Source organism: Chromobacterium sp. Panama, assembly GCF_003052555.1.
Taxonomy (GTDB): domain Bacteria; phylum Pseudomonadota; class Gammaproteobacteria; order Burkholderiales; family Chromobacteriaceae; genus Chromobacterium.
The window spans coordinates 2,257,799-2,279,333 of record NZ_QARX01000001.1 but is presented as its reverse complement, the minus strand read 5'-3'; the positions used below and the strand labels follow the sequence as shown (position 1 = coordinate 2,279,333).

At 65.4% G+C, this 21,535-nt stretch carries 19 protein-coding genes; 10 read left to right on the top strand and 9 right to left on the bottom strand.

Annotated features, from left to right (window positions below; translation table 11 throughout):
* Positions 1-91 precede the first annotated feature (91 nt).
* From DB032_RS10205 to DB032_RS10180, 6 genes are all read left to right on the top strand, one after another.
* A complete protein-coding gene (locus DB032_RS10205) occupies positions 92-1,618 on the top strand; it encodes an ABC transporter ATP-binding protein (protein ID WP_107799391.1) in 1,527 nt (508 codons plus the stop codon).
* The gene (locus DB032_RS10200; RefSeq protein ID WP_233246676.1) at positions 1,615-2,721 is read left to right on the top strand and encodes an ABC transporter permease; all 1,107 of its coding nucleotides are present in this window, start codon (positions 1,615-1,617) and stop codon (positions 2,719-2,721) included. Before DB032_RS10205 ends, DB032_RS10200 begins: the two co-directional genes overlap by 4 nt.
* A complete protein-coding gene (locus DB032_RS10195) occupies positions 2,721-3,686 on the top strand; it encodes an ABC transporter permease (RefSeq protein ID WP_107799390.1) in 966 nt (321 codons plus the stop codon). Before DB032_RS10200 ends, DB032_RS10195 begins: the two co-directional genes overlap by 1 nt.
* A 260-nt stretch (positions 3,687-3,946) precedes the next feature.
* A complete protein-coding gene (locus DB032_RS10190; RefSeq protein ID WP_107799389.1) occupies positions 3,947-4,510 on the top strand; it encodes a cytochrome b in 564 nt (187 codons plus the stop codon).
* Positions 4,507-5,064, top strand: coding sequence for a YceI family protein (locus tag DB032_RS10185; RefSeq protein WP_107799388.1), 558 nt, complete (start codon positions 4,507-4,509; stop codon positions 5,062-5,064). The genes DB032_RS10190 and DB032_RS10185 overlap by 4 nt, the downstream gene beginning before the upstream one ends.
* A gap of 32 nt (positions 5,065-5,096) precedes the next feature.
* Positions 5,097-5,678, top strand: a complete 582-nt coding sequence (locus DB032_RS10180; RefSeq protein ID WP_233246675.1) for a YceI family protein — start codon at positions 5,097-5,099, stop codon at positions 5,676-5,678.
* A gap of 92 nt (positions 5,679-5,770) precedes the next feature.
* On the opposite strand, the gene DB032_RS10175 is transcribed toward DB032_RS10180, so the two are convergent.
* The 5 genes from DB032_RS10175 to DB032_RS10155 form a co-directional block, all read right to left on the bottom strand.
* Entirely contained in the window at positions 5,771-6,340 is a 570-nt protein-coding gene (locus tag DB032_RS10175) for a hypothetical protein (RefSeq protein ID WP_107799387.1), read from the bottom strand.
* Positions 6,337-6,990 (bottom strand): DUF484 family protein, encoded by a 654-nt coding sequence (locus DB032_RS10170; protein ID WP_107799386.1) that lies wholly within the window; start codon positions 6,988-6,990, stop codon positions 6,337-6,339. The genes DB032_RS10175 and DB032_RS10170 overlap by 4 nt, the downstream gene beginning before the upstream one ends.
* A gap of 67 nt (positions 6,991-7,057) precedes the next feature.
* Positions 7,058-7,888 (bottom strand): diaminopimelate epimerase, encoded by an 831-nt coding sequence (gene dapF, locus DB032_RS10165; protein ID WP_107799385.1) that lies wholly within the window; start codon positions 7,886-7,888, stop codon positions 7,058-7,060.
* Positions 7,889-8,033: 145 nt separating this feature from the next.
* Entirely contained in the window at positions 8,034-8,318 is a 285-nt protein-coding gene (locus DB032_RS10160; protein ID WP_107799384.1) for a hypothetical protein, read from the bottom strand.
* A gap of 209 nt (positions 8,319-8,527) precedes the next feature.
* Positions 8,528-9,181, bottom strand: coding sequence for a hypothetical protein (locus DB032_RS10155; protein ID WP_107799383.1), 654 nt, complete (start codon positions 9,179-9,181; stop codon positions 8,528-8,530).
* 312 nt (positions 9,182-9,493) lie between these two features.
* Here DB032_RS10155 and DB032_RS10150 point away from each other — a divergent pair, with 312 nt between their 5' ends.
* A complete protein-coding gene (locus DB032_RS10150; protein WP_107799382.1) occupies positions 9,494-10,354 on the top strand; it encodes a methionyl-tRNA formyltransferase in 861 nt (286 codons plus the stop codon).
* A 32-nt stretch (positions 10,355-10,386) separates the two neighbouring features.
* Here DB032_RS10150 and blaCRH read toward each other — a convergent pair whose 3' ends face one another.
* Entirely contained in the window at positions 10,387-11,259 is an 873-nt protein-coding gene (gene blaCRH / locus DB032_RS10145; RefSeq protein WP_107799381.1) for a CRH family carbapenem-hydrolyzing class A beta-lactamase, read from the bottom strand.
* Positions 11,260-11,533: 274 nt separating this feature from the next.
* Here blaCRH and DB032_RS10140 point away from each other — a divergent pair, with 274 nt between their 5' ends.
* From DB032_RS10140 to DB032_RS10130, 3 genes are all read left to right on the top strand, one after another.
* Positions 11,534-11,944: a CesT family type III secretion system chaperone gene (locus tag DB032_RS10140; protein WP_081544576.1), complete on the top strand. Its 411-nt coding sequence runs from the start codon at positions 11,534-11,536 to the stop codon at positions 11,942-11,944.
* Between the two features lie 54 nt (positions 11,945-11,998).
* A complete protein-coding gene (locus tag DB032_RS10135; protein WP_107799379.1) occupies positions 11,999-12,970 on the top strand; it encodes a hypothetical protein in 972 nt (323 codons plus the stop codon).
* Positions 12,971-13,477: 507 nt separating this feature from the next.
* Entirely contained in the window at positions 13,478-13,738 is a 261-nt protein-coding gene (locus DB032_RS10130; protein ID WP_107799378.1) for a hypothetical protein, read from the top strand.
* Positions 13,739-13,790: 52 nt separating this feature from the next.
* On the opposite strand, the gene DB032_RS10125 is transcribed toward DB032_RS10130, so the two are convergent.
* The 3 genes from DB032_RS10125 to DB032_RS10115 form a co-directional block, all read right to left on the bottom strand.
* Positions 13,791-15,182 (bottom strand): efflux transporter outer membrane subunit, encoded by a 1,392-nt coding sequence (locus tag DB032_RS10125; RefSeq protein ID WP_233246674.1) that lies wholly within the window; start codon positions 15,180-15,182, stop codon positions 13,791-13,793.
* A 5-nt stretch (positions 15,183-15,187) separates the two neighbouring features.
* Positions 15,188-18,286 (bottom strand): multidrug efflux RND transporter permease subunit, encoded by a 3,099-nt coding sequence (locus DB032_RS10120; RefSeq protein ID WP_107799376.1) that lies wholly within the window; start codon positions 18,284-18,286, stop codon positions 15,188-15,190.
* 160 nt (positions 18,287-18,446) lie between these two features.
* Complete coding sequence (locus DB032_RS10115; protein ID WP_107799375.1) at positions 18,447-21,533, bottom strand: MdtB/MuxB family multidrug efflux RND transporter permease subunit; 3,087 nt, start codon at positions 21,531-21,533, stop codon at positions 18,447-18,449.
* Positions 21,534-21,535: the final 2 nt, after the last annotated feature.

Sequence of the window (21,535 nt, the reverse complement as noted above, 5' to 3'; positions counted from 1 at the left end):
TCGGGGACGCAGGCACGATGCATTCCATCGTGCCTGTTTGTTCATGCCGGAGCGGAATCAGGTTGACCCTAACCAGGGAATATGAATAAGCATGACCGAGTTTGCCATTGAGCTGGCGGGCATCAACAAGAGTTTTGGTGCCGTCAAAGCCAACCGCGACGTCTCGATGAAAATCGCCAAGGGCACCGTCCATGGCGTCATCGGCGAAAACGGGGCCGGTAAATCCACGTTGATGAGCATTCTGTACGGCTATTATCAAGCCGACAGCGGCGCCATCCGGGTGAACGGCAAGGAAGCGCCGATCCGCAACAGCCAGGAAGCCATCGCGCTGGGAATCGGCATGGTGCATCAGCATTTCATGCTGGTGGACACCTTTACCGTGCTGGAAAACATCGTGCTGGGCGCCGAAGGCGGCCTGGTGCTGAAAAAGGGGCTGGACGAGGCCCGCGAGCATCTGAAAGAGCTCAACCGCAATTACTCGCTGGAGGTTGATCCGGACGCGCTGGTGGGCGATCTGGGCGTGGGCCTGCAGCAAAGGGTGGAAATCCTCAAGGCGCTGTACCGCGGCGCCGACGTGCTGATTCTGGACGAGCCCACCGCGGTGCTGACGCCGCAGGAAGCCGATCACCTGTTCCACATCCTGCGTTCGCTGAAGGCGCAGGGCAAGACCGTGATCCTGATCACCCACAAGCTGCGCGAGGTGATGGACATCACCGACGGCGTCAGCGTGATGCGCGCCGGCACCGTGGTGGCCAATGTCGCCACCTGCGACGTGGACAAGGAAAAGCTGGCGGACTTGATGGTGGGCCGCAAGGTCAGCCTGAAAGTGGACAAGGCCGAGCGCGAGCCGGGCGCGGCGGTGCTCAGCGTCAAGAATCTGTGCCTGACCGACGCGCGCGCGGTCAAGCTGCTGGACCAGCTGAATTTCGAAGTGCGCGCCGGCGAGATCGTCGGCATCGCCGGCGTGTCCGGCAACGGCCAGTCGGAACTGTTGGAAGTGCTGGCCGGCATGCTGGAGCCCAGCGCCGGCGAGATGGTCTACAAGGGCGAGGATTTGCTGCGCCGTTGCGGCGGCGAGCCGCGCGCCGCGCTCTACCGCAAGCTGGGCATCGCCCACGTGCCGGAAGACCGCTCGCGCGAGGGCCTGGTCAAGGCCTTCTCCAGCTATGAAAACGCCATTCTCGGCTACCACGGCGAAACCGGCCTGGGCCGCGGCCCGTGGTATTCGCGCAAGCGGCTGCTGGCGCGCACCCGCGACTTCATCCAGCAATTCGACATCCGCCCGGGCAATCCGCTGCTGCGCGTGGGCCTGCTCTCCGGCGGCAATCAGCAGAAAGTGGTGCTGGCGCGTGAAATCCACGCCAATCCGGACCTGTTGCTGATCGGCCAGCCGACGCGCGGCGTCGACATCGGCGCGATCGAGTTCATTCACAAGCGGCTGGTGGAACTGCGCGACGAGGGCAAGGCCATTTTGCTGGTCTCGGTTGAATTAGAAGAAATCCTGGCGCTGGCCGACCGCATCCTGGTCATGGCCGGCGGACAGATCTCCGGCGAAGTGGCGGCCAAGGACGCCGACACCATTTCGCTGGGCCTGCTGATGGGGGGGCACAAGCATTGAAATTCGGACAACCTTCCACCTTGCCGCGCTGGGCGCAACTGACGGTGCTGCCGGCGCTTAATCTGATGGCGGCGCTGCTGGTGACCGGCCTGGTCACCTGGCTGATAGGCGAAGACCCTTGGGAATGCCTGAAGCTGCTGATCAACGGCGCCTTCGGCTACGGCGAGGGCATAGGCTACACCCTGTTCTACACCACCGGCTTCATTTTCACCGGCCTCGCGGTGGCCACCGCTTTCCACGCCGGCCTGTTCAATATCGGCGGCGAAGGCCAGACCTATCTGGCCGGCCTGGGCGTCACCCTGGTGGTGCTGGGCTTCGACCACAGCCTGCCGCCGGCGGTGCTGGTGCCGCTGGCCATCCTGGCGGCGATGGGCTTCGGCGCGGCCTGGGCCTTCGTGCCGGGCTGGTTGCAGGCCAAGCGGGGCAGCCACATCGTGGTGACCACCATCATGTTCAACTTCATCGCTTATTCCTTGATGTTGTACCTGATCAGCCATCACTTGATCGAGGCCGGCTCGCAGAACCCGACCACGCGCGAATTCGGCCAGGCGGCCTGGATTCCCGCCATCCATGAAGTGGCGGCGCGCTTTGGCGTGGAGATTCCCACCTCGCCGCTGAACCTGAGCTTCGTGATGTCCTTGCTGGCCGCCGCGCTGTTCTACCTGGTGGTGTGGCATAGCCGTTGGGGCTTCGAACTGCGCACCGTGGGCACCAGCGAACCGGCCGCCCGCTACGCCGGCATGAGCGTCAGCCGCGTCATCATCCTCGCCATGTGCGTGTCCGGCGCGCTGTCCGGTCTGGCCGCGGTCAACGAGCTGATGGGCTCCGCCCACCGCATGAACGTGATGTTCACCAACGGCGTGGGCTTTGTCGGCATCGCCGTGGCGCTGATGGGGCGCAACCACCCGGTGGGCATCATCCTGTCCGCGCTGTTGTTCGGCGCCTTGACCCAGGGCGGCTCCGATCTGTCCTTCGAGAAGCCGATGATCACCCGCGAGATGATCATCTTCATCCAGGGTCTGATCATCCTGTTCTGCGGCGCGCTGGAAAACCTGTTCGAGCCGTTCATCGCCGGCCTGTTCAAGCGCAAGGACGACAAATAATGGAAATCTTCTTCAGTCTGCTCGATTCCACGCTGCGCGTGGCCACGCCGCTGATCCTGGCCGCGATGGCCGGCATGTTCTCCGAACGTTCCGGCGTGGTGGACATCAGCCTGGAAGGCAAGATGCTGGTGGCGGCCTTTGCCGCGGCCGCCGCGGCCTTCGCCACTCAGAACCCGTGGATAGGCATGGCCTGCGGCATCGCCGCCTCGGTGGCGATGGCGATGATCCACGCCTTCGTGTCCGTCACCTACAACGGCAATCAGCTGATTTCCGGCATGGCGCTCAACACCGTCGCTTCCGGCATCACCCCGGTGCTGGGCCTGGCCTGGTTCCAGCAGGGCGGCAATACCCCGCAGCTGCCGGATGAAGGCCGCTTCCACGAGATCGCGCTGCCGTTCGCCCATGAGCTGCGCGAGGTGCCGTTGCTGGGCCAGCTGTACAGCAAGCTGCTGTCCGGCCACAGCATCCTGGTGTATCTGACTCTGTTCCTGATTGTGCCGCTGGTGGCCTGGGTGTTGTACAAGAGCCGCTTCGGCCTGCGTCTGCGCGCCGTGGGCGAGAACCCGCACGCGGCGGACACCGCCGGCATTTCGGTGGCCAGGGTGCGCTACACCGCCTTGTTCTGGGGCGGCGTGTTGTGCGGCATCGCCGGCACCTATCTGTCCGTGTACCAGACCGGCAGCTTCATCAAGGAAATGACGGCGGGCAAGGGCTTCCTGGCGCTGGCCGCGTTGATTTTCGGCAAATGGAAGCCGCTGCCGGCGGTGCTGGGCTGCCTGGTGTTCGCCTTCGCCGACGCCATCCAGATCCGCCTGGAAGGCGTGGCGCTGCCGGGCATCGGCCAGATCCCGTCCCAGGCCATCGCGGTGATTCCCTATGTGCTGACCGTCTTGCTGCTGGCGGGCTTCGTCGGCCGCGCGGTGGCGCCCAAAGCGATAGGCATTCCCTTCGTCAAGAGCCGTTGACCGGCTTTTGAGCCAGGTCGGAAACCGCCAGCGGGCTTTGCCCCTGGCGGTTTTTTGTTTTATATCGCATACGGGAACCTTGCCGTCGTTTGTTATTCATAGTGATTCCCAATCTCAACCGCCATTGCGTCGCCTGGCGGTTGTTCAGAAAATTTGAATCTTTTGCGCTAATAATTTCGCTATGACGGCAATGTGAGCGCTTTTATGATTAACGGGCATGATAAGTTTTAATCTGCCGCTCATTTGTAATAAGGAATTCGATGCAACGCTACAGTCCGACACAGATAGCCCTGCACTGGCTGATTGCGCTGTTGATCATTGCCGCCCTGATCATGGGCTGGTATTTCAACAGCATGCAAATCACTTCGCCGGCCAGTTTCAAACTGAAAGCCTCTTTGATCGCCTGGCACAAATGGGTGGGCATCAGCGTGCTGGCGCTGGCCGTGCTGCGCCTGGTCTGGCGCGCGCGCCGCGGCGCGCCGGCGCCTTTGCCCGGGCAGCCGGCCTGGCAGCTCAAGGCCGCCGGTCTGATCCACGTGCTGCTGTACGCGCTGATGTTGGCCATGCCCTTGGTGGGCTGGCTGATGAGCTCGGCCAAGGGCTACCCGGTGGTGTGGTTCAACCTGGTGCAACTGCCGGACCTGGTGGACAAGAACGAAGCGCTGGGCCATGTGCTGGGCTGGAGCCACGCGCTGATGGCTTACGCCATCGTCGCCATTGTCGGCCTGCACGCGCTGGCGGCATTGAAACATCACTTTATCGATCGCGACGCCACACTGGCGCGGATGTTGCCGTCCTGTCGCAAAGGAGATCCTCAAGCATGAAATTTCTGACTTCCCTCGCCCTGAGCGCCGCCGTGGCGCTGGCCATGGCGCCGGCCCAGGCCGCGCAAACGCTGAACGCGGCCAAGAGCACGCTGGGCTTTGCCTTCAAGCAGATGAACGTGCCCACCGAAGGCCGCTTCAAGAGCTTCGCCGCCAACGTCAGCTTCGACGCCGCCAAGCCGGAGGCCACCAAGGCGGTGTTCACCGTGGACCTGGGCAGCGTGGACGTGGGCAGCGCCGACGGCAACACCACGGTGCGCGGCGCGTCCTTCTTCAATATCGCCAGCCTGCCCAAGGCCACCTTCACCGCCAAATCGGTGAAGGCCCTGGGCGGCGGCAAGTTCGAAACCCGCGGCACCCTGAGCCTGAAGGGCGTCAGCCGCGAGGTGGTGTCCACCTTCACCGCCGCCAGCGCGGGCAATGAAACCACGCTGCAAGGCAGCTTCCCGCTGCAACGCCTGCAGTTCAAGGTGGGCGACGGCGCTTGGGACGACACCGAGGCGATCGCCGATCTGGTGACCGTCAAATACAAATTCGTTCTGACCGGCAAGTGATCTTGCCTTTCTTTACCCTGGAGAAAACCGACGTGACGACCAAAATGAAGACTCTGTTTGCCGCCGTGATGACGCTGGGCGTGCTGGGCAGCGCGCAAGCCGCCCCGGTCACTTACGAAGTGGACAGCTCGCACACCCATGCCGGCTACTCGCTGAGCCACCTGGGCTTTTCCACGCTGAGCGGCCGTTTCAACGATACCAAGGGCACCGTGGTGCTGGACCAGGCCAAGAAAACCGGTTCGGTGGACATTGTGATCAAGACCGCCAGTCACGACAGCGGCTGGGCGGCGCGCGACAAGCATATCGCCAGCCCGGACTTCCTGGACGTTGAGAAGTACCCGACCATCACGTTCAAATCCGACAAATTCACCTTCAACGGCGACAAGCTGGCGGCGGTGGACGGTCAACTGAGCCTGCACGGCGTGACCAAGCCGGTGACGCTGACGGTGACCAACTTCAAGTGCGTGGATTCCCATCCGATGGCCAAGAAGCCGTGGTGCGGCGCCGACGCCACCGCCACCATCAAGCGCAGCGAGTTCGGCGTGGGCGCTTACGCGCCGGCGGTGGGCGACGATCTGCAGCTGAACATCACCATCGAAGCCGGCAAGAAATAAGCCGATTCGATAAAGCGCCGGAGACCTTGCCCGGCGTCAAAAAAACCCGAGTCGAAAGACTCGGGTTTTTTTATGGACGCCGTTGCGGGGGATCAGGTCAGGCCCAGCACGATGGGGGCCAGCCAATCGGACAGCCACATCACCAGCAGGGGGCTGATCACGGTCATGCCGCCGAACACCGTCCAGGGCAGACGCGCTTCCGGCTGACGGCGCATCACGTACAAGAGCGCGCGGTAACAGGCGTAGCTGACGACCATGATCAGCGGCGGAGCCATCAGATAGGACAGCAGCGGCCGCCAGTCCAGCAAGCGTGAAAAAGCGACGATGCCCAGATGCAGGCTGAGCTGGCTGGCCATCAGCGCCGCCAGCTGCGGCTGGCGTTCGGGGAAGGCCAGGCCAAGCCGGCTGACCCGCAAGCTGCTGGCGGACCACAGCACGGCGGCGATGCCCAGCCAGGCGTAGGCGTAACAGAAGGGCAGCAACACCGGCGACAGCACGGTGAGGAAGGGGTCCGCGCGGAAGATCAGCGCCAGGATGAAGAAGGACGCCGCGAAGCATAGCTGGGCGATGCCGTCGCGGCTGGCGATCAAGCGCCACAGAATGTGCAGGTAGAACAGCGCGACCAGAACGAGCAGGAACCAACCGGTGGGCGTCGCCGTCATTGAGCCTCCAGTACGCGGACCAGGACGGCGGACACCTGCTCGCCTATCTGGGCCAGGTAGTGGGTGTGCATGTCGAAGGTGAAGCGTTGCGGATCGTCCGACGCCAGCGCCAGCAGGCCGAAGGCCTGGCCCTTGTCGTCGCGCAGCGCCAGTTGGGCGAAGGACTGCAATACCGGCGCGGCCGGGAACCAGGCCAGCACGTCGTCGTTGACGTAGGGGCCGCAATAGGGCGCGGATAGATTGCGCGCCAGCGCGGCCACCTCGCTGCGGGCGTCGTAGGCCGGGCCGGCGGACTCCGCCGCCGGATGCCACAGCCGCAGCGCCACGCGCTTCAGCTTGAAATGCTCGGCGAAGCAGGCGGGCAGCGCGTTCAGCACGTCTTGCAGGCTCAGGCAGGCTTGCAGCGTCAGCGCCAATTGATGGGCGCTGGCGATGATGCGGTCGTTGGCTTCGCTGTGGCGGATCAACTGCTGCAAACGCGATTCCAACTGGCGGTTGCGGTCCTTCAGGTCCAGCATTTGGCGTTCCGCCAGCGAGACCACCACGCGGTCTTGCGGCGCGCCGCCCGACTTCAGGCCGAGTCTTTCGGCATGGTGGGCGAGAAAGTCCGGGTGTTGGTCCAAAAACGCCAGCACATCATCTGTCTGCATGATTCATAACCCCCTATACGGCTGTGTTGTTGTTGCGAGCCCGCCGCCGTTTGCCGGCGGCGGGCCGTTAAATCTCGATTTCGCCCTGGAACACGGTGACGGCGGGGCCGGTCATGGTGACCGCGGCGTCGTCGGCCGGCCATTCCACCGTCAGTTCGCCGCCGCGGGTGTGCACCCGCACGCGCCGGTCCAGCAGGCCGCGGCGGATGCCGGCCACCACCGCCGCGCAGGCGCCGGTGCCGCAGGCCAGCGTTTCGCCGGCGCCGCGTTCAAACACGCGCAGACGGATTTCATCGCGGGCGAGCACCTGCATGAAGCCGGCGTTGACCCGTTCCGGGAAGCGGGGATGGTTTTCGATGGCCGCGCCGACGCGCGTCACCGGAGCCAAGGCTACATCTGCGACTACCTGCACCGCGTGGGGGTTCCCCATCGACACCACGCTGACCGACAAGGTCGCATCCTCGACTTGCAAATCGTGGCATACCGCCTCGCGCTCGGCCTGGAACGGAATCTCGTCCGGAGCGAAGCGCGGCCGGCCCATGTCCACCCGGGCCTGGCCGTCGCCCAGATACTCCGGCGCGATCACGCCCTTGGCGGTTTCCACCCGGATCCGCGATTTGGCGGTGAGGCCGCGGTCGGACACGAATTTGGCGAAGCAGCGCGCGCCGTTGCCGCATTGCTCCACCTCGCCGCCGTCGTTATTGAAGATGCGGTAGCGGAAATCGTTGTCCGGAGAGCGCGGGGGCTCCACCAGCAGTAATTGATCGAAGCCGATGCCGAAGTGGCGATCCCCCAGCTGACGGATGCGCTCCGCGCTCAGGGGAATGGTTTGACTCACGCCGTCGACAACCATGAAGTCGTTGCCGAGGCCGTGCATTTTGGTGAAGTGCAATTTCATTGGCGCGCCAGATCCTGCGTAAACAAGCGGCCCGCTATCGGGCCGGCGGTCGGGCGGCGGGCCGCGCGCGCGGAAGCGCGGACGGGGCGTCGCCGCCAATAAGGCAGGTTAGCACAGTGGCGTAGATAGAGGTACAGGCGCGCGCTCAGGCGCTGCTCAGCGGCTTGCCGGGCGGGGCGCCCGCGCCGGCGTAGGCCTGCAGGGCGGCGCTGGACGCGGCCGTCTGCGGCATGGCTTCGCCGCCGGCTTGAACTGCGGCGGCTTGCGCGTCGGCGGCGGCGGCCTGGCCGGCGTCGTCGATCAGCGAGCCGGACGAAGACGCCGGCGCGTCTTGTCCGGTGGCGAGTTTGAGCGTGTCCTCGGCGGCGTCGCCGGACTGGCTGAGCTTGAGCTGCATTTGCATCAGCAGCAGCCGGACCAGCGTCGCCATGTCCAGGCGTGGACGGCTGGTTTGAGCGGGCTCCGGCGTCGGCTCCGGGGCGGCCGGCGCAAGCTCGGGGTCGAAGGCGGCGGTGTCCGCGGCGCGGGGCCTTGGAGAGAGGGCGGGCGGCGTTATCGGCGTGGAATGGATTTTCATTTCAACGGTAAAAATAATTAGCCGGACCCGGCTTAAACCGAGGTCCGGCGGGAAAAGGGCGCTCAGCCCGCGGAAGCTTGAGTCTGGCCGGCGTCGCCGCTATTGGCCTGGTAGGCGGCCAGCGCAGCCTGGACCTGAGCGCCGCCATGGTGATGGTGGCGATGGTGAGGCGGCTGGTTTTGCGCCGCCGTCTGCAAGCTTTGCTGCAACTGCTGGTAATCCTGCTGTGCCTGCTTAAGGTTGCCGCTGCCCAGATCCTGGCCCAGGTTGTTGAATAGCGAGTTGGGCGATGAGGCCGAGGAAGCGCCGCTCAGCGCGCTTAAGGCGTCGTCGGCGTCGCTATTGCCCGAACCGCCGAAGCTGGCCGCCTGCAACTGGCTCAGCATCTGCTGGAACAGCACGGCCAGATCGCCGTTGCCGCCGGCATTGCTGGCTGACGCGTCGCCGGCGGCGGCGACGCTGCCGTCGGTCTGCATGGAGTTGATCAGGCTGGCGAAGTCCTGGCCGCCGGCGTTGGCGGCGTTTGAGCCGCTTGTCGCGCCGCCGGACGCCGCGGACTGCAGGCTGGCGAGGGCTTGCTGCGCGCCGCCCAGATCGCCTTGCCGCACGTCGTTGATCATGGTCTGGAAATCCTGGCGGCGCTGCTGGTGAACGGCTTTACGTTGTTGCCAGGCGTTGCCGCCGGCGTCGATGCCGCTGGTATTGCTGACTGACATGAATGTTCTCCCGCAAAGTCATGATGGAGTTGTCGGTCGTGAGCCTCACGGAGCAGCTCGACTTCCATTGCCGGCCTGGTTCTGACGTTTTGCCGGCGCGGGCGGCAATCCATGCCGCCGTGGCGGAGAGAATTGCCGTCTGGCGGCGAGTTTGGCCTGTTTTCGCGTCAGAACAAGGACTTGACCCGTTGCCAGTTGCAAACGGCGTGCCAGCCTTGCGGGGAGATTCTGTTAATTTCCGTGAGACAAGCAGTCTCGTTCGGATGGTCTTGTTATAAACAAGTCAGCCCTCTGAACCGCCGGGATGCCGTCATGCGTTTTGCCATTACCTTGTCCGATCGCTTCAAGCCGGTGCTGGACGTGTTCCTGCACGCCGGCTGGCAGCCGTTGAAGTTGTTCTGCACCCCGGTGGACCATCGCATGCATCACCACAAGGAGTCGCTGGCGGCGGCGGAGCGCCTGGGCGTGCCGGTGCAGCTGTCGCGGATGCGCGAGCGCGATTTGCTGGAGCTGGCGGAGCAGGATTGCGAAGTCCTGCTGGTGGCCAGCTACAACTGGCGGGTGCCGGACTGGGAGCCTTATCTGAATTACGCGGTCAACTTCCATCCGTCGCCGCTGCCCATCGGCCGCGGGCCTTACCCCATGGTGAAGGCGATCCTGGACGGCCATAGGCAATGGGGCTGCAGCTGTCACCAATTGACCCGGGAAATGGACGCCGGCGATGTGCTGGCGCAGGAGCAGTTCGCCTTGAGGCCGGACGAAACTCATGAATCGCTGGACGCGAAACTGCAACTGGCGCTGTACCGGCTGGCGGGGCGAGTGGCCGGCGACTTCGCCTCCTTATGGGATCAGGCCCAGCCGCAAGGCGAAAACAGCAGCTATTGGCCGCTGTGGCGGGACGAAGAACGGGTGTTGGATTTCAGCCTGCCGGTGGAGGACGTCATGCGCCGAGTGCGCGCCTTCGGCGATTTCGAATGCCTGGCCGCGGTCAACGGCGTCACCGTGCACGTGCACCGCGCGCAAGGCTGGCGAGAGAGCCACGCTTACCCGCCGGGCTCCTTGATCCTGTCCAATGCGCTGAGCCTCCTGGTGGCCGCCGCCGACGGCATGGTGCTGATCAGCGAATGGAGCCTGAACCCGCCCGGCGGCGTCAGCGGCCGGCTGAGGGGGTGAGGCGCGGCCCCTCGGCCGCGCCTCATCCCGCCTTATTTCTTCACGTTGAATGCTTCCAACGCCGCCCGCGCCGCGGCGGCGATCACCTCGTCGCTGTGCTTGGCTTCTTTCTTGGCGTGCTTGGTGTAGACCGCCAGCACGATGGGCGCACGCTTGGGCGGCCAGATCACCGCGAAGTCGTTGGCGGTGCCGTAGACGCCGCAGGTGCCGGTTTTGTCCCCCACATCCCAGCCGGCCGGCACCGCGGCGCGGATTCTGGCGTTGCCGGTGGTGTTGCCTTTCAGCCAGTCCGCCAGCTGTTGGCGTTGCGGCTCCGGCAGCACCTTGCCCAGCGTCAGCTTTTGCATGCTCTCCGCCACCGCCTTGGGGGTGGAGGTGTCGCGCGGGTCGCCGGGGATGGCGGAGTTCAGTTCCGGCTCCCGGCGATCCAGGCGGAAGCTGGCGTCGCCGATGGAGCGCATGAAGGCGGTCAGCGCGGCGGGGCCGTTGATTTCCTCGAGCAGCAGATTGGCCGCGCCGTTGTCGCTGTATTGCACGGAGGCGGCGTTGAGTTCGGCCACGGTCATGCCGTTTGCCTGGTTTTTAGTCGTAATCGGGGACCAGTTAGGCAGAGTCGTCTTGCTGTAGCGGATGCGTTTGTCCAGCAGGCCCGGTTTTGCTTGGCTCTGCGCCAGCACCCCCGCCGCCAGAAAGCCTTTGAAGGAGCTGCACATGGGAAAGCGTTCGTTGGGACGATTGGCCACGGTGGCGCCGGAGCCGGTGTCGATGGCGTAGACGCCGATGCTGCCGCCAAAGTCGCGCTCCAGTTTTGCCAGCTTGTCGGCGGCGACGGCGAGCGGGTCCGCGGCGACGGCCTGGGTCAGCGGCGCGGCCAGCGATGCGAATAAAATCAGATGCTTGAACATGGTTTGGGTCCTTCTGTCTGGTGGGAAAGTGTGGCGCTATCCTGATGGCGAAGGCTTGGGCTGTAAATCGCGCAAACTGTAACGTCTGTAACTTTTTGCGCCGGCGGCAGCGGTGAGGCGGGGTGTCGCCGCCGGGCGTAATCAGGCGCGGAGCCGTCTGAGGAGGGACTGCGTCATGCCGGCGCAGGTGGCGCGCTTGGGCGAATTCTGGAAGTGCGTCGCGCACCGGCGAAGGTATAAAGCGGCATTCGCCATTTCGCTTGTAGCGATTTTCATGCCGGACCTGATCGCTTTTCATCGCTGCGTCGCGGAGCTGTTGCAACACCTGGGTTTTGACGCGCCGGAACTGGCCGCGGATCAGGAGGTGCTCAGTCTGCAGTTGGAGCAGCGCTTCTCCCTCCATTTTGTCTGTCTCGATCAGGATAGCTGGTTCATGCAGGCGGACCTTGGCGACGCCTTGCCGTCGCCCGGTCCCGCCGTGTTGGCGCAGGCCTTGCGCCGCAATCAGCTGGCGATTCAAGCCTGGCAGCCGGTGGTCAGCCTGGATCAGGACGAGCGGTTGGGCTGCTGGTTGCGTTTGCCGTGCCAGGGCTGCGATTTGCCGTCGATGGCGTCCGCCCTGGACGCCGTGATTGTCTGCGCCGAAGAGTTGTTGTCGGCGGTGGACGAACTTGTCGTTTGTTAAACCCTTGTTCCGCCTATAAGCCCTGATGGGCAAACTCCTAAGAAAAGGACACTCATGAGCACGATTTCCACCCATATCCCCATGCGCGGGCTGCACTCCGCCCAGGCTTTGCGCGAGAGCTGCGCCGATGTGAACGCCGACAAGGCGCGCATCGGCATGCGCAAGGACGGCACTTTGGTGCTGTACACCGGCCGTTCTTATTTGCTGCATCCGGATCAGACCCGACGCGCCAGCGAGTTTCTGCGCCAGCTGGACCCGCAGCAGGCGGAGTCGGGGTCGCGCCGTTTCCGCCTGGTCGATCTGATCACCAGCCTGAATACCGTCTCCAATGGCCGTCGCGCCGAGCGGCAGGCGGATGAGCCGGCTGCCGCTAGCCGCACCCGCCGTTTGCGTTTTGCCGACGAGACCGCTCCAGTGGCGGAGAAGCGGCCGGTTCAGTCCGCGCCGCGCGCCGAGGCCGATGGCGCCGGCAAGGGTTTCAGCGCCGCCGGCTCTCGCGGCCGAGTGCAGCAGGCCGGCGATATGGTGGTCAAATCCTTCAAGGCGATGGACAAGGGCGCCGTCGCTCATGAGCTGGCGATGTGCAACAGCCATCTCAAGGCCAGCCAGCGGGCCCTGCCGGAGGCGCGGATGCAGGGCGATACGCTGGCGATGCCCTTTATCGCCGGCTCGACGCCGACCACGGAGGAGGTGAAGGGCGCGGTGGGCGAGTTGTTCCGCCTGGGCTTCATGATGGGGGACCCGTCTTCGGCCAATTTCGTCAAAACCGAGGGCGGCAAGGTGGTGCCGGTGGATTTTGGCCTGATGTTCAAGACGGGCGAGCGCGGCGCGGTGTGCCGCAGCGTGATGAGCGAGATCGTGCATGACTACGTCAAGGGCGGCTATCGCTTTGTGCCGGAGCCTTTGAAGGGCGATTATCTGGCGGCGATGCGCGAGTTCGATCAGGTGTTGGGCAAGGACAGCCCGGCGCGCAATGTCAACGTCAAGAAGCTGCAGATGGCGGGCTGGTTCAATAAGACCCGCTAACAAACCCCCTGATCCTGCGTTGCGCCGACTTGCCTAGGTCGTAAAACTGAGTTTTGTTAGCCATGGCCCATCCGTCTGATGGGTGGCTGTGGAAACGGCGTGCTCCTGCTCGGGATGCACGCCGTTTGGCTTTCTTTCCGTCCGCGACGCCGGCGCCTTGACGCTGCTTGCCCGGCTCAGTACCCTGTGGCTCGCGCTGCACCCAATCACGCCGCGCCGGGAGTAGAAGCCCAGAGTCACTTGATCGCAGACAGGAGGTGTCCGCTTTGGCACTTCTACGTCTGCTGCCATGCATGCCCATCCTGGGCGGGCCGTGGCAGGGAGCCTTAACGGGCTACCGGTCTTTGGTCGAGTGAACCGGTCTTCTACCCTTGTCACGAGCCTGCTCAAACCTGCCGCTCGAGCGGGCCTTCTCTCAGGAAACGACTTGGAGGCCGCGATGCGATCCTTCCTTTTTTCTCCCCGTTTTTCTCTTGATCCGCTGTCCTGGCCACAGGAGGCGCGGCTATGAACGCCCTATGCGAGGTAGACGAGCGCCGGCAGTTGCTGGGCCGCGTGCTGGACGCGAGCCAGCTGGGGCTGGAGGCTTTGGACCTGGTGGTCCCCGCCGTGGAGGCGGCGGAGCGCTTGTGCCTGAGTCTGGATGCCGAGGACGGTGTGCCGATTGCCGGGCTGTGCCGGCTGGTGCGTTGGGCGATGGAGGACTACCACGGCATGCTGGACAATGTGCGTGAGGAGGCGGCCACGGCTTTGAGCGATGAGGGGTGAGAGGGGGCGCTCCGCGAGTCTTGCAATCTCCCGCCCTAGGCGCCGCCGCTCGCTATGGGGCCGGCGTCGGCACCTGCCAGCCGCCGCCCAGCGCGGCGATCAGCGCCACGCTGCCGGCGTATTGCCGGTTCTTCACGTTCCACAGCGTGCTTTCCGCGTTGATGCGGCCGCTTTGCGCGCTTAAGACATTGAGATAGCTGACGGTGCCGGCGCGGTACTGGTTCAGCGCGATGGTTTCCGCGCGCCGGGCGGCGTCCAGCGCGGCCTGTTGCGAGGCGGCTTCCTCGCCCAGCAGTCTTTGCGCGGCCAGATTGTCTTCCACGCTCTGGAAGGCGGACAGCACGGTCAGGCGGTAGCCGGCGACGCTGGCGTCGTAGGCGGCGACGGCTTGCTCTTTCTGGGCGCTGCGCAGGCCGGCGTCGAACAGGCTGAGCGCCAGCGCCGGGCCCAGCGACCAGACGCGGTTGGGCAGGCTGACCCAGTCGGCGAAGCTGGCACCGCGATAGCCGCCGCTGGCGGACAGGGTGAGGGTGGGGAAGAAGGCGGCCTGGGCGACGCCGATTTCGGCGTTGGCCTGCGCCACCGCGCGTTCGGCGGCGGCGATGTCCGGGCGGCGTTCCAGCAGTTGCGAGGGCAGGCCGGCGGGGATGCTGGGCAAGCGCGGTTCGGCGCCGGGCGCCGGCAGGCTGAAGCTGGCCGGTGTCTGCCCCAGCGCGGCGGCGATGGCGTGTTCCAGCTGGGCGCGGGTTAGCTGTTTGTCCGCCCGCTGCGCCTGGGCGCTTTGCCATTGGCTTTCGGCCTGGGCCACGTTGGCGTCGGAAACAATGCCGGCCTGGTATTGATTGCGGGTCAGCTTCAGCGTTTCCGCCAGCGCTTGTTCATTGGCTTGCAGTTGCCGCAGTTGCAGGTCGGCGACGCTGATTTGCAGATAGGCGGTGGCCAGCTGCGCCTGGGCGCTGAGGCGTATCGCCGCCAGTTGCGCGGCGCTGGCTTGGGCTTTGGCGGAGCCGGCTTCCACGGAGCGGCGCAGGCCGCCCCACAGGTCCAGCTCCCAGCTGGCGTTGGCGCTCAGGTTATAGCTGGTGGACGTGGCCTGGCCGGGGGAACTGACGCCGCGGCTTTGGCCGGCGCTGAGGCCCAGGCTGGGAAAGAGCCCGGCTTCGGCCTGCTTCAGCAAGGCCTGGGCCTGGCGGTATTGGGCTTCGGCCTGGGCGATGCCTGGGCTTTGCCGGTTCAGGGTGTCCATCAACTGGTCCAGCCGCGGGTCTTGGTAGATGCGCCACCAGTCGCCGCGAGGCACTGCATCTTGCGGCTGGGCGCTTTTCCAGCGGCCGTCCTCTTTGTATGCAGCCGGCACGTCCAGCTTGGGCTTGGCGTAGTCCGGGCCCAGCGCGCAGCCGGCCAGCAAGAACGCGCAGGCCAGCGTAAGGCTTTGTGTTTTCATGGGTTTCATTCCTCGGCTCCGCGGTTCAGCGCGGCGCGCGCGGGCCGCCAGCGGCGGCACCACAGCCGGAAGCGGTCCAGATACAGGTAAACGACGGGGGTGGTGTACAGGGTCAGCAGCTGGCTGAGCAGCAGGCCGCCGACGATGGAGATGCCCAGCGGGGTGCGCAGCTCGGCGCCGTCGCCGCGGCCCAGCGCCAGCGGCAGCGCGCCGAACAGCGCGGCCAGCGTGGTCATCATGATGGGGCGGAAGCGCAGCAGGCAGGCCTGGCGTATTGCCTGTTCCGGCGTTTGTCCTTGTTCGCGTTCGGCGCTGAGCGCGAAGTCTATCATCATGATGGCGTTCTTTTTGACGATGCCGATCAGCAGCAGCACGCCGATCAGCGCGATGACGTTGAATTCGCCGCCGGTGGCGATGATGGCCAGCAGCGCGCCGACGCCGGCGGAGGGCAGGGTGGAGAGAATGGTGACCGGGTGCACCACGCTTTCGTACAGCATGCCCAGCACGATGTAGACGGCGATCAGCGCGGCCAGGATCAGCAGCGGCTGGCTGTCCAGCGAGGCCTGGAAGGTCTTGGCGCTGCCCTGGAAGCTGCCGTGGATGCTGCTGGGCAGGCCGACGCCGGCCAGCGCCTGGTTGATGGCGTCGGTGGCGTCGGACAGCGCGGCGCCCGGCGGCAGATTGAAGGAGACGGTGGAGGCGGCGAACTGGCTTTGGTGGTTGACCGACAGCGCGGTGTTGCCGGGCGCCCAGCGGGCGACGGCGGACAGCGGGGTGGGCTGGCCGCCCGGCGTTTGCAGGAAGATGCTGTCCAGACCGTCCGGGCCTTGCCAGTATTGCGGCGCCACTTCCATCACCACGCGGTATTGGTTGAGCGCGTTGTAGATGGTGGATACCTGGCGCTGGCCGAAGGCGTCGTTGAGCGCGGCGTCCACTTGCGCCTGGGTCAGGCCCAGCCGCGCCATGGCGTCGCGGTCGAAGACCAGGGTGGTTTGCAGGCCTTTGACTTCCTGGTCGGTGTTGACGTCGGCCAGCATGGGCAGCTTCATCAGCGCTTGCTGCACCTTGGGCGTCCATTCGCGCAGTTCGGCCAGATCATCGCCTTGCAGGGTGTATTGGTACTGGGCGTTGCTGGAACGGCCGCCGATGCGGATGTCCTGCACCGCCTGCAAAAAGAGCTGGGCGCCGGGTTCGCGCGCCAGGGTTTTGCGCAGCCGGGCAATGACTTGGTCCGAGCTTTCTCCGCGTTGGCTCAGCGGCTTGAGGCTGACGAACATATTGGCGCTATTGCGTTGGCCGCCGCCGGTGAAGCCGAGCACGGCGTCCACCGCCGGGTCTTGGCTGACCACGGTGATGAAGCGCTGCAGCTTTTGCTGCATGGCCTGGAAGGAGATGTTCTGGTCCGCGCGTATCATGCCGTTGAGCCGGCCGGTGTCTTGCTGCGGGAAGAAGCCCTTGGGCACCGCCAGATAGAGGTAGACGTTGAGGCCTATGGTGGCGGCCAGGATCAGCATCATCAGCGGGCCGTGGCGCAAGGCCCAGTCCAGGCTGCGGCGATAGCCGTCCAGCATGGCGTCGAAGACGCGTTCGCTCCATTGAAACAGCCGGCCGGGAGGCCGTTCTTCGCGCGGTTTGAGCCAGCGCGCGCAGAGCATGGGCGTGGTGGTCAGCGAGACCAGCAGCGACACCAGGATGGCCACGGACAGGGTGACGGCGAATTCGCGGAACAGCCGGCCGATCACGCCGCCCATCAGCAGAATGGGAATGAAGACGGCGATCAGCGAGACGCTCATGGACAGCACGGTGAAGCCCACTTCGCGCGCGCCGCGCAAGGCGGCCTGCATCGGTTTCATGCCGTCTTCGATGTGGCGGGCGATGTTTTCCAGCACCACGATGGTGTCGTCGACGACGAAGCCGGTGGCGATGGTCAGCGCCATCAGGCTGAGGTTGTTGAGGGAGAAGCCGGCCAGGTACATCACGGAGAAGGCGCCCACCAGCGATACCGGCACGGTGATGGCGGGAATGGCGGTGGCGCGGCCGTTGCGCAGGAACAGGAAGACCACCAGGATGACCAGGGCCACCGAGATCAGCAGCGAACGCTCCACTTCCTGCAGCGAGGCGCGGATGGTGGGGCTGCGGTCCATCACCACTTGCATGTTGATGGCGGCGGGGATGGAGGCTTGCAGCTGCGGCAGCAGCGCCTTGACCCGGTCTATGGTTTCGATGATGTTGGCGCCGGGCTGGCGGAACAGCATCAGCATCACCGCCGGCTGCCGGCCTAGAAGGCCGGCGTTGCGTAGGTCCACCACGGAGTCCTTGACCTCGGCCACGTCGGCGATGCGCACCGCGGCGCCGTTTTTGTAGCTGACGATCAGCGGCAGGTAGTCGCTGGCCTTGGTGGCCTGGTCGTTGGCCTGCACCTGCCAGTGGCGCTCGTCGTTTTCCAGAAAGCCCTTGGGCCGGTTGGCGTTGGTGCCGGCGATGGCGCTGCGCACGGTTTCCATGCCGATGCCGTAGTGGTTGAGCTGGCGCGGGTTCAGCTCCACCCGCACCGCCGGCTGCGCGCCGCCGCCCACGTTGACGTCGCCTATGCCGTCCACCTGGGCCAGCTTCTGGCCGAGTATGGTGTCGGCGGCGTCGTACATCTGGCCGCGGCTCAGGCTGTCCGAGGTCAGCGCGATGATCATGATGGGCGCGTCGGCGGGATTGACCTTGCGATAGGTGGGGTTGGACGGCATGCCGGTGGGCAGCAGGGAGCGGGCGGCGTTGATGGCCGCCTGCACGTCGCGCGCGGCGCCGTCGATGTCGCGGTCCAGCTCAAACTGCAAGGTGACGCGGGTGGAGCCTAGGGAACTGGACGAGGTCATTTCGGTGACGCCGGCGATGCGGCCCAGCGCCCGTTCCAGCGGGGTGGCCACGGTGGCAGCCATGGTTTCCGGGCTGGCGCCGGGCAGGCGCGCGCTGACGGAGATGGTGGGGAAGTCCACCTGCGGCAGCGGCGACACCGGCAGCAGCTTGAAGGCCAGCAAGCCGGCCAGCAGGATGGCCAGGGTCAGCAAGGTGGTGGCCACCGGGCGGCGGATGAAGGGGGCGGAGGGGATCACGAGAAAATCCTCATCGGCCACGGAAACACACGGAAGGACACGGACAAAAACCAGTCATGCAAGGGTTTGATGGCGGTTAGCGTTGTTTGGCTAAGGGCGATCCTGTCGAAAATGTCACGGAATTCCGTGTTTTTCCGTGTGCTTCCGTGGCGAATAAAAATCATGCTTCCGCCTCCGCCGTCTTGGCGCCAAAGCGTTTGCCCAGCCGGTCAAAGGCCAGGTAGATCACCGGAGTGGTGAACAGGGTCAGCACCTGGCTGAGCAGCAGGCCGCCCACCATGGCCACGCCTAGCGGCTGGCGCAGCTCGGAACCCATGCCGCCGCCCAGCATCAGCGGCAGCGCGCCCAGCAGCGCGGCCAGCGTGGTCATCAGGATGGGGCGGAAGCGCAGCAGGCAGGCCTGGTAGATGGCGTTGCGCGGGCTCATGCCGCGTTCGCGCTCGGCCTCCAGCGCGAAATCTATCATCATGATGGCGTTTTTCTTGACGATGCCGATCAGCAGAATGATGCCGATGATGGCGATGACCGATAGATCGTTGCCGGATAGCAGCAAGGCCAGCAGCGCGCCGATGCCGGCCGAGGGCAGGGTGGAGAGAATCGTGATGGGATGAATATAGCTTTCGTAGAGCACGCCCAGCACGATGTACATGGTGACGATGGCGGCCAGGATCAGCCACAGGGTATTGGACAGCGAAGCCTGGAAGGCCAGCGCCGCGCCCTGGAACTTGGTGTCTATGCTGGCCGGCAGGCCCAGTTCGGTTTCTGCCTGACGGATGGCGTCCACCGCCGCGCCCAGCGAGGCGCCCGGCGCCAGATTGAAGGACACGGTGGCGGTGGGGAATTGCCCCAGGTGGTTGACGGCGAGCGCGGCGGGGCGCTCCTCTATGCTGGCCACCGCGTCCAGCGGCACCGGTCCGCCGTTGGCGGTGGGCACGTACAGGCTTTTCAGCGACAGCGGGTCTTGCTGGTGCTGCGGGTCCACTTCCAGCACCACGCGGTATTGATTGGTCTGGGTGAAGATGGTGGAGATCAGCCGCTGGCCGAAGGCGTCGTAGAGCGCGTTGTCGATGGCGGCGGTGCTGACGCCCAGGCGCGCGGCGGTGTCGCGGTTGATGTTGACGTAGGCCTGCAGGCCCTGGTCCTGCAAATCGCTGGCCACGTCGGCCAGCTGCGGCAGCCGGCGCAGCGTCTCCACCAGCTTGGGCGTCCAGGCGGACAGGTCCTCGGCGCTGGTGGCTTGCAGGGTGAACTGGTATTGGGTGCGGCTGACGCGGGAATCTATGGTCAGGTCCTGCACCGGCTGCAGGTAGAGCGCCATGCCCGGCAGCGCGTCGGCCTGGCTTTGCAGCCGGGCCAGCACGGTGCGGATGTCGTCGCGTTCCGCCTTGGGTTTGAGGTTGATCAGCAGCCGGCCGTTATTGAGCGTGGCGTTGTTGCCGTCCACGCCGATGAAGGAGGACAGGCTGTCCACCGCCGGGTCTTTGAGCAGACGCTGGGCCAAGGCTTCCTGCCGGCGCGCCATGGCGCTGAAGGAGATGGATTGCGAGGCCTCGCTGACGCCCTGGATGGCGCCGGTGTCTTGCAGCGGGAAGAAGCCCTTGGGCATGGCCAGGTAGAGCGCGGCGGTCAGCGCCACGGTGGCTAGCGCCACCAGCAGGGTCAGCGTCTGCCGCTCCAGCACCCAGCTGAGCATGCGGCCGTAGCGGGCGATCACCCGGTCGAAGAAGCGGCCGCTGGCGTGGTAGAAGCGGCCTTGCTTGTCTTCCGGCACGTGTTTGAGCAGGCGCGCGCACATCATCGGCGTCAGCGTCAGCGAGATGAAAGCCGAGATCAGGATGGACACCGCCAGGGTGACGGCGAATTCTCGGAACAGCCGGCCCACCACGTCGCCCATGAACAAGAGCGGAATCAGCACGGCGATCAGCGAGATGGTCAGCGAGATGATGGTGAAGCCGATCTGCTTGGAGCCTTTCAGCGCCGCGGCCATCGGCGTTTCGCCGTCTTCGATGTAGCGCGCGATGTTTTCTATCATCACGATGGCGTCGTCCACGACGAAGCCGGTGGCGATGGTCAGCGCCATCAAGGTGAGATTGTTGATGGAGAAGCCGGCCAGATACATCACGCCGAAGGTGCCCACCAGGGACAGCGGCACCGCCACCGCGGGGATGACGGTGGCCGGCACATTGCGCAGGAACAGGAAGATGACCATCACCACCAGGGCGATGGCCAGCATCAGCTCGAACTCCACGTCCGCCACCGAGGCGCGTATGGTCACGGTGCGGTCGCTCAGCACCTTGACGTCCACCGCGCCGGGCAGGGCGTCGCGCAGCTGCGGCAGCAGGGTCTTGATGCGGTCCGCCACCTGGATCACGTTGGCGCCGGGCTGGCGCTGCACATTGAGAATGATGGCCGGGGTGGCGCCGGCCCAGGCGGCCAGGCGGGTGTTTTCCGCCGAATCCACCACCTGGGCCACGTCGGACAGGCGGATGGGCGCGCCGTTGCGGTAGGCGATGACGACGCCGCGGTATTCGTCGGCGGACTTGAGCTGGTCGTTGCCGTCTATGGTGGAGGCCTGGCGCGGGCCGTCGAAGCTGCCCTTGGCCTGGTTGACGTTGGCGCTGGCGATGGCGGTGCGCACGTCTTCCAGCGTCAGGCCCAGCGAGGCCAGCTGGCGCGGATTGGTCTGGATGCGCACCGCGGGGCGCTGGCCGCCGCTGATGCTGACCAGGCCCACGCCGGGCACTTGCGACAGCTTCTGCGCCAGCCGGGTGTCGACCAGATCCTCCAGCTTGGTCAGCTGCAGCGTGGGCGAGGTGACGGCGATGGTCATGATGGGGGTGTCCGCCGGATTGACCTTGCTGTACACCGGCGGATTGGGCAGATCGGAGGGCAGCAGATTGCCGGCGGCGTTGATCGCCGCCTGCACTTCTTGCTCGGCCACGTCCAGGCCCAGTTCCAGGCCGAACTGCAAGGTAATCACCGAAGCGCCGCCGGAGCTGGTGGACGACATTTGCGACAGGCCGGGCATCTGGCCGAACTGGCGCTCCAAGGGCGCGGTGATGGAAGAGGTGATCACCTCCGGGCTGGCGCCCGGGTATTGGGTGACCACCTGGATGGTGGGATAGTCCACCTCCGGCAAGGCGGACACCGCCAGCATGCGCCAGGCGGCGAGGCCGGTCAGCAGGATGGCGACCATCAGCAAGGTGGTGGCCACCGGCCGCTGGATGAACAGACGGGAGGGATTCATGC

Bases quoted from the DNA above. Each gene is read 5' to 3' on its own strand.
- DB032_RS10125 (WP_233246674.1), bottom strand. From the start codon at position 15,182: ATGAAAACACAAAGCCTTACGCTGGCCTGCGCGTTCTTGCTGGCCGGC.
- DB032_RS10115 (WP_107799375.1), bottom strand. From the start codon at position 21,533: ATGAATCCCTCCCGTCTGTTCATCCAGCGGCCGGTGGCCACCACCTTG.
- DB032_RS10135 (WP_107799379.1), top strand. From the start codon at position 11,999: ATGAGCACGATTTCCACCCATATCCCCATGCGCGGGCTGCACTCCGCC.
- DB032_RS10195 (WP_107799390.1), top strand. From the start codon at position 2,721: ATGGAAATCTTCTTCAGTCTGCTCGATTCCACGCTGCGCGTGGCCACG.
- blaCRH (WP_107799381.1), bottom strand. From the start codon at position 11,259: ATGTTCAAGCATCTGATTTTATTCGCATCGCTGGCCGCGCCGCTGACC.
- DB032_RS10130 (WP_107799378.1), top strand. From the start codon at position 13,478: ATGAACGCCCTATGCGAGGTAGACGAGCGCCGGCAGTTGCTGGGCCGC.
- DB032_RS10155 (WP_107799383.1), bottom strand. From the start codon at position 9,181: ATGTCAGTCAGCAATACCAGCGGCATCGACGCCGGCGGCAACGCCTGG.
- DB032_RS10185 (WP_107799388.1), top strand. From the start codon at position 4,507: ATGAAATTTCTGACTTCCCTCGCCCTGAGCGCCGCCGTGGCGCTGGCC.
- dapF (WP_107799385.1), bottom strand. From the start codon at position 7,888: ATGAAATTGCACTTCACCAAAATGCACGGCCTCGGCAACGACTTCATG.
- DB032_RS10170 (WP_107799386.1), bottom strand. From the start codon at position 6,990: ATGCAGACAGATGATGTGCTGGCGTTTTTGGACCAACACCCGGACTTT.
- DB032_RS10205 (WP_107799391.1), top strand. From the start codon at position 92: ATGACCGAGTTTGCCATTGAGCTGGCGGGCATCAACAAGAGTTTTGGT.
- DB032_RS10190 (WP_107799389.1), top strand. From the start codon at position 3,947: ATGCAACGCTACAGTCCGACACAGATAGCCCTGCACTGGCTGATTGCG.
- DB032_RS10140 (WP_081544576.1), top strand. From the start codon at position 11,534: ATGCCGGACCTGATCGCTTTTCATCGCTGCGTCGCGGAGCTGTTGCAA.
- DB032_RS10175 (WP_107799387.1), bottom strand. From the start codon at position 6,340: ATGACGGCGACGCCCACCGGTTGGTTCCTGCTCGTTCTGGTCGCGCTG.
- DB032_RS10150 (WP_107799382.1), top strand. From the start codon at position 9,494: ATGCGTTTTGCCATTACCTTGTCCGATCGCTTCAAGCCGGTGCTGGAC.
- DB032_RS10160 (WP_107799384.1), bottom strand. From the start codon at position 8,318: ATGGCGACGCTGGTCCGGCTGCTGCTGATGCAAATGCAGCTCAAGCTC.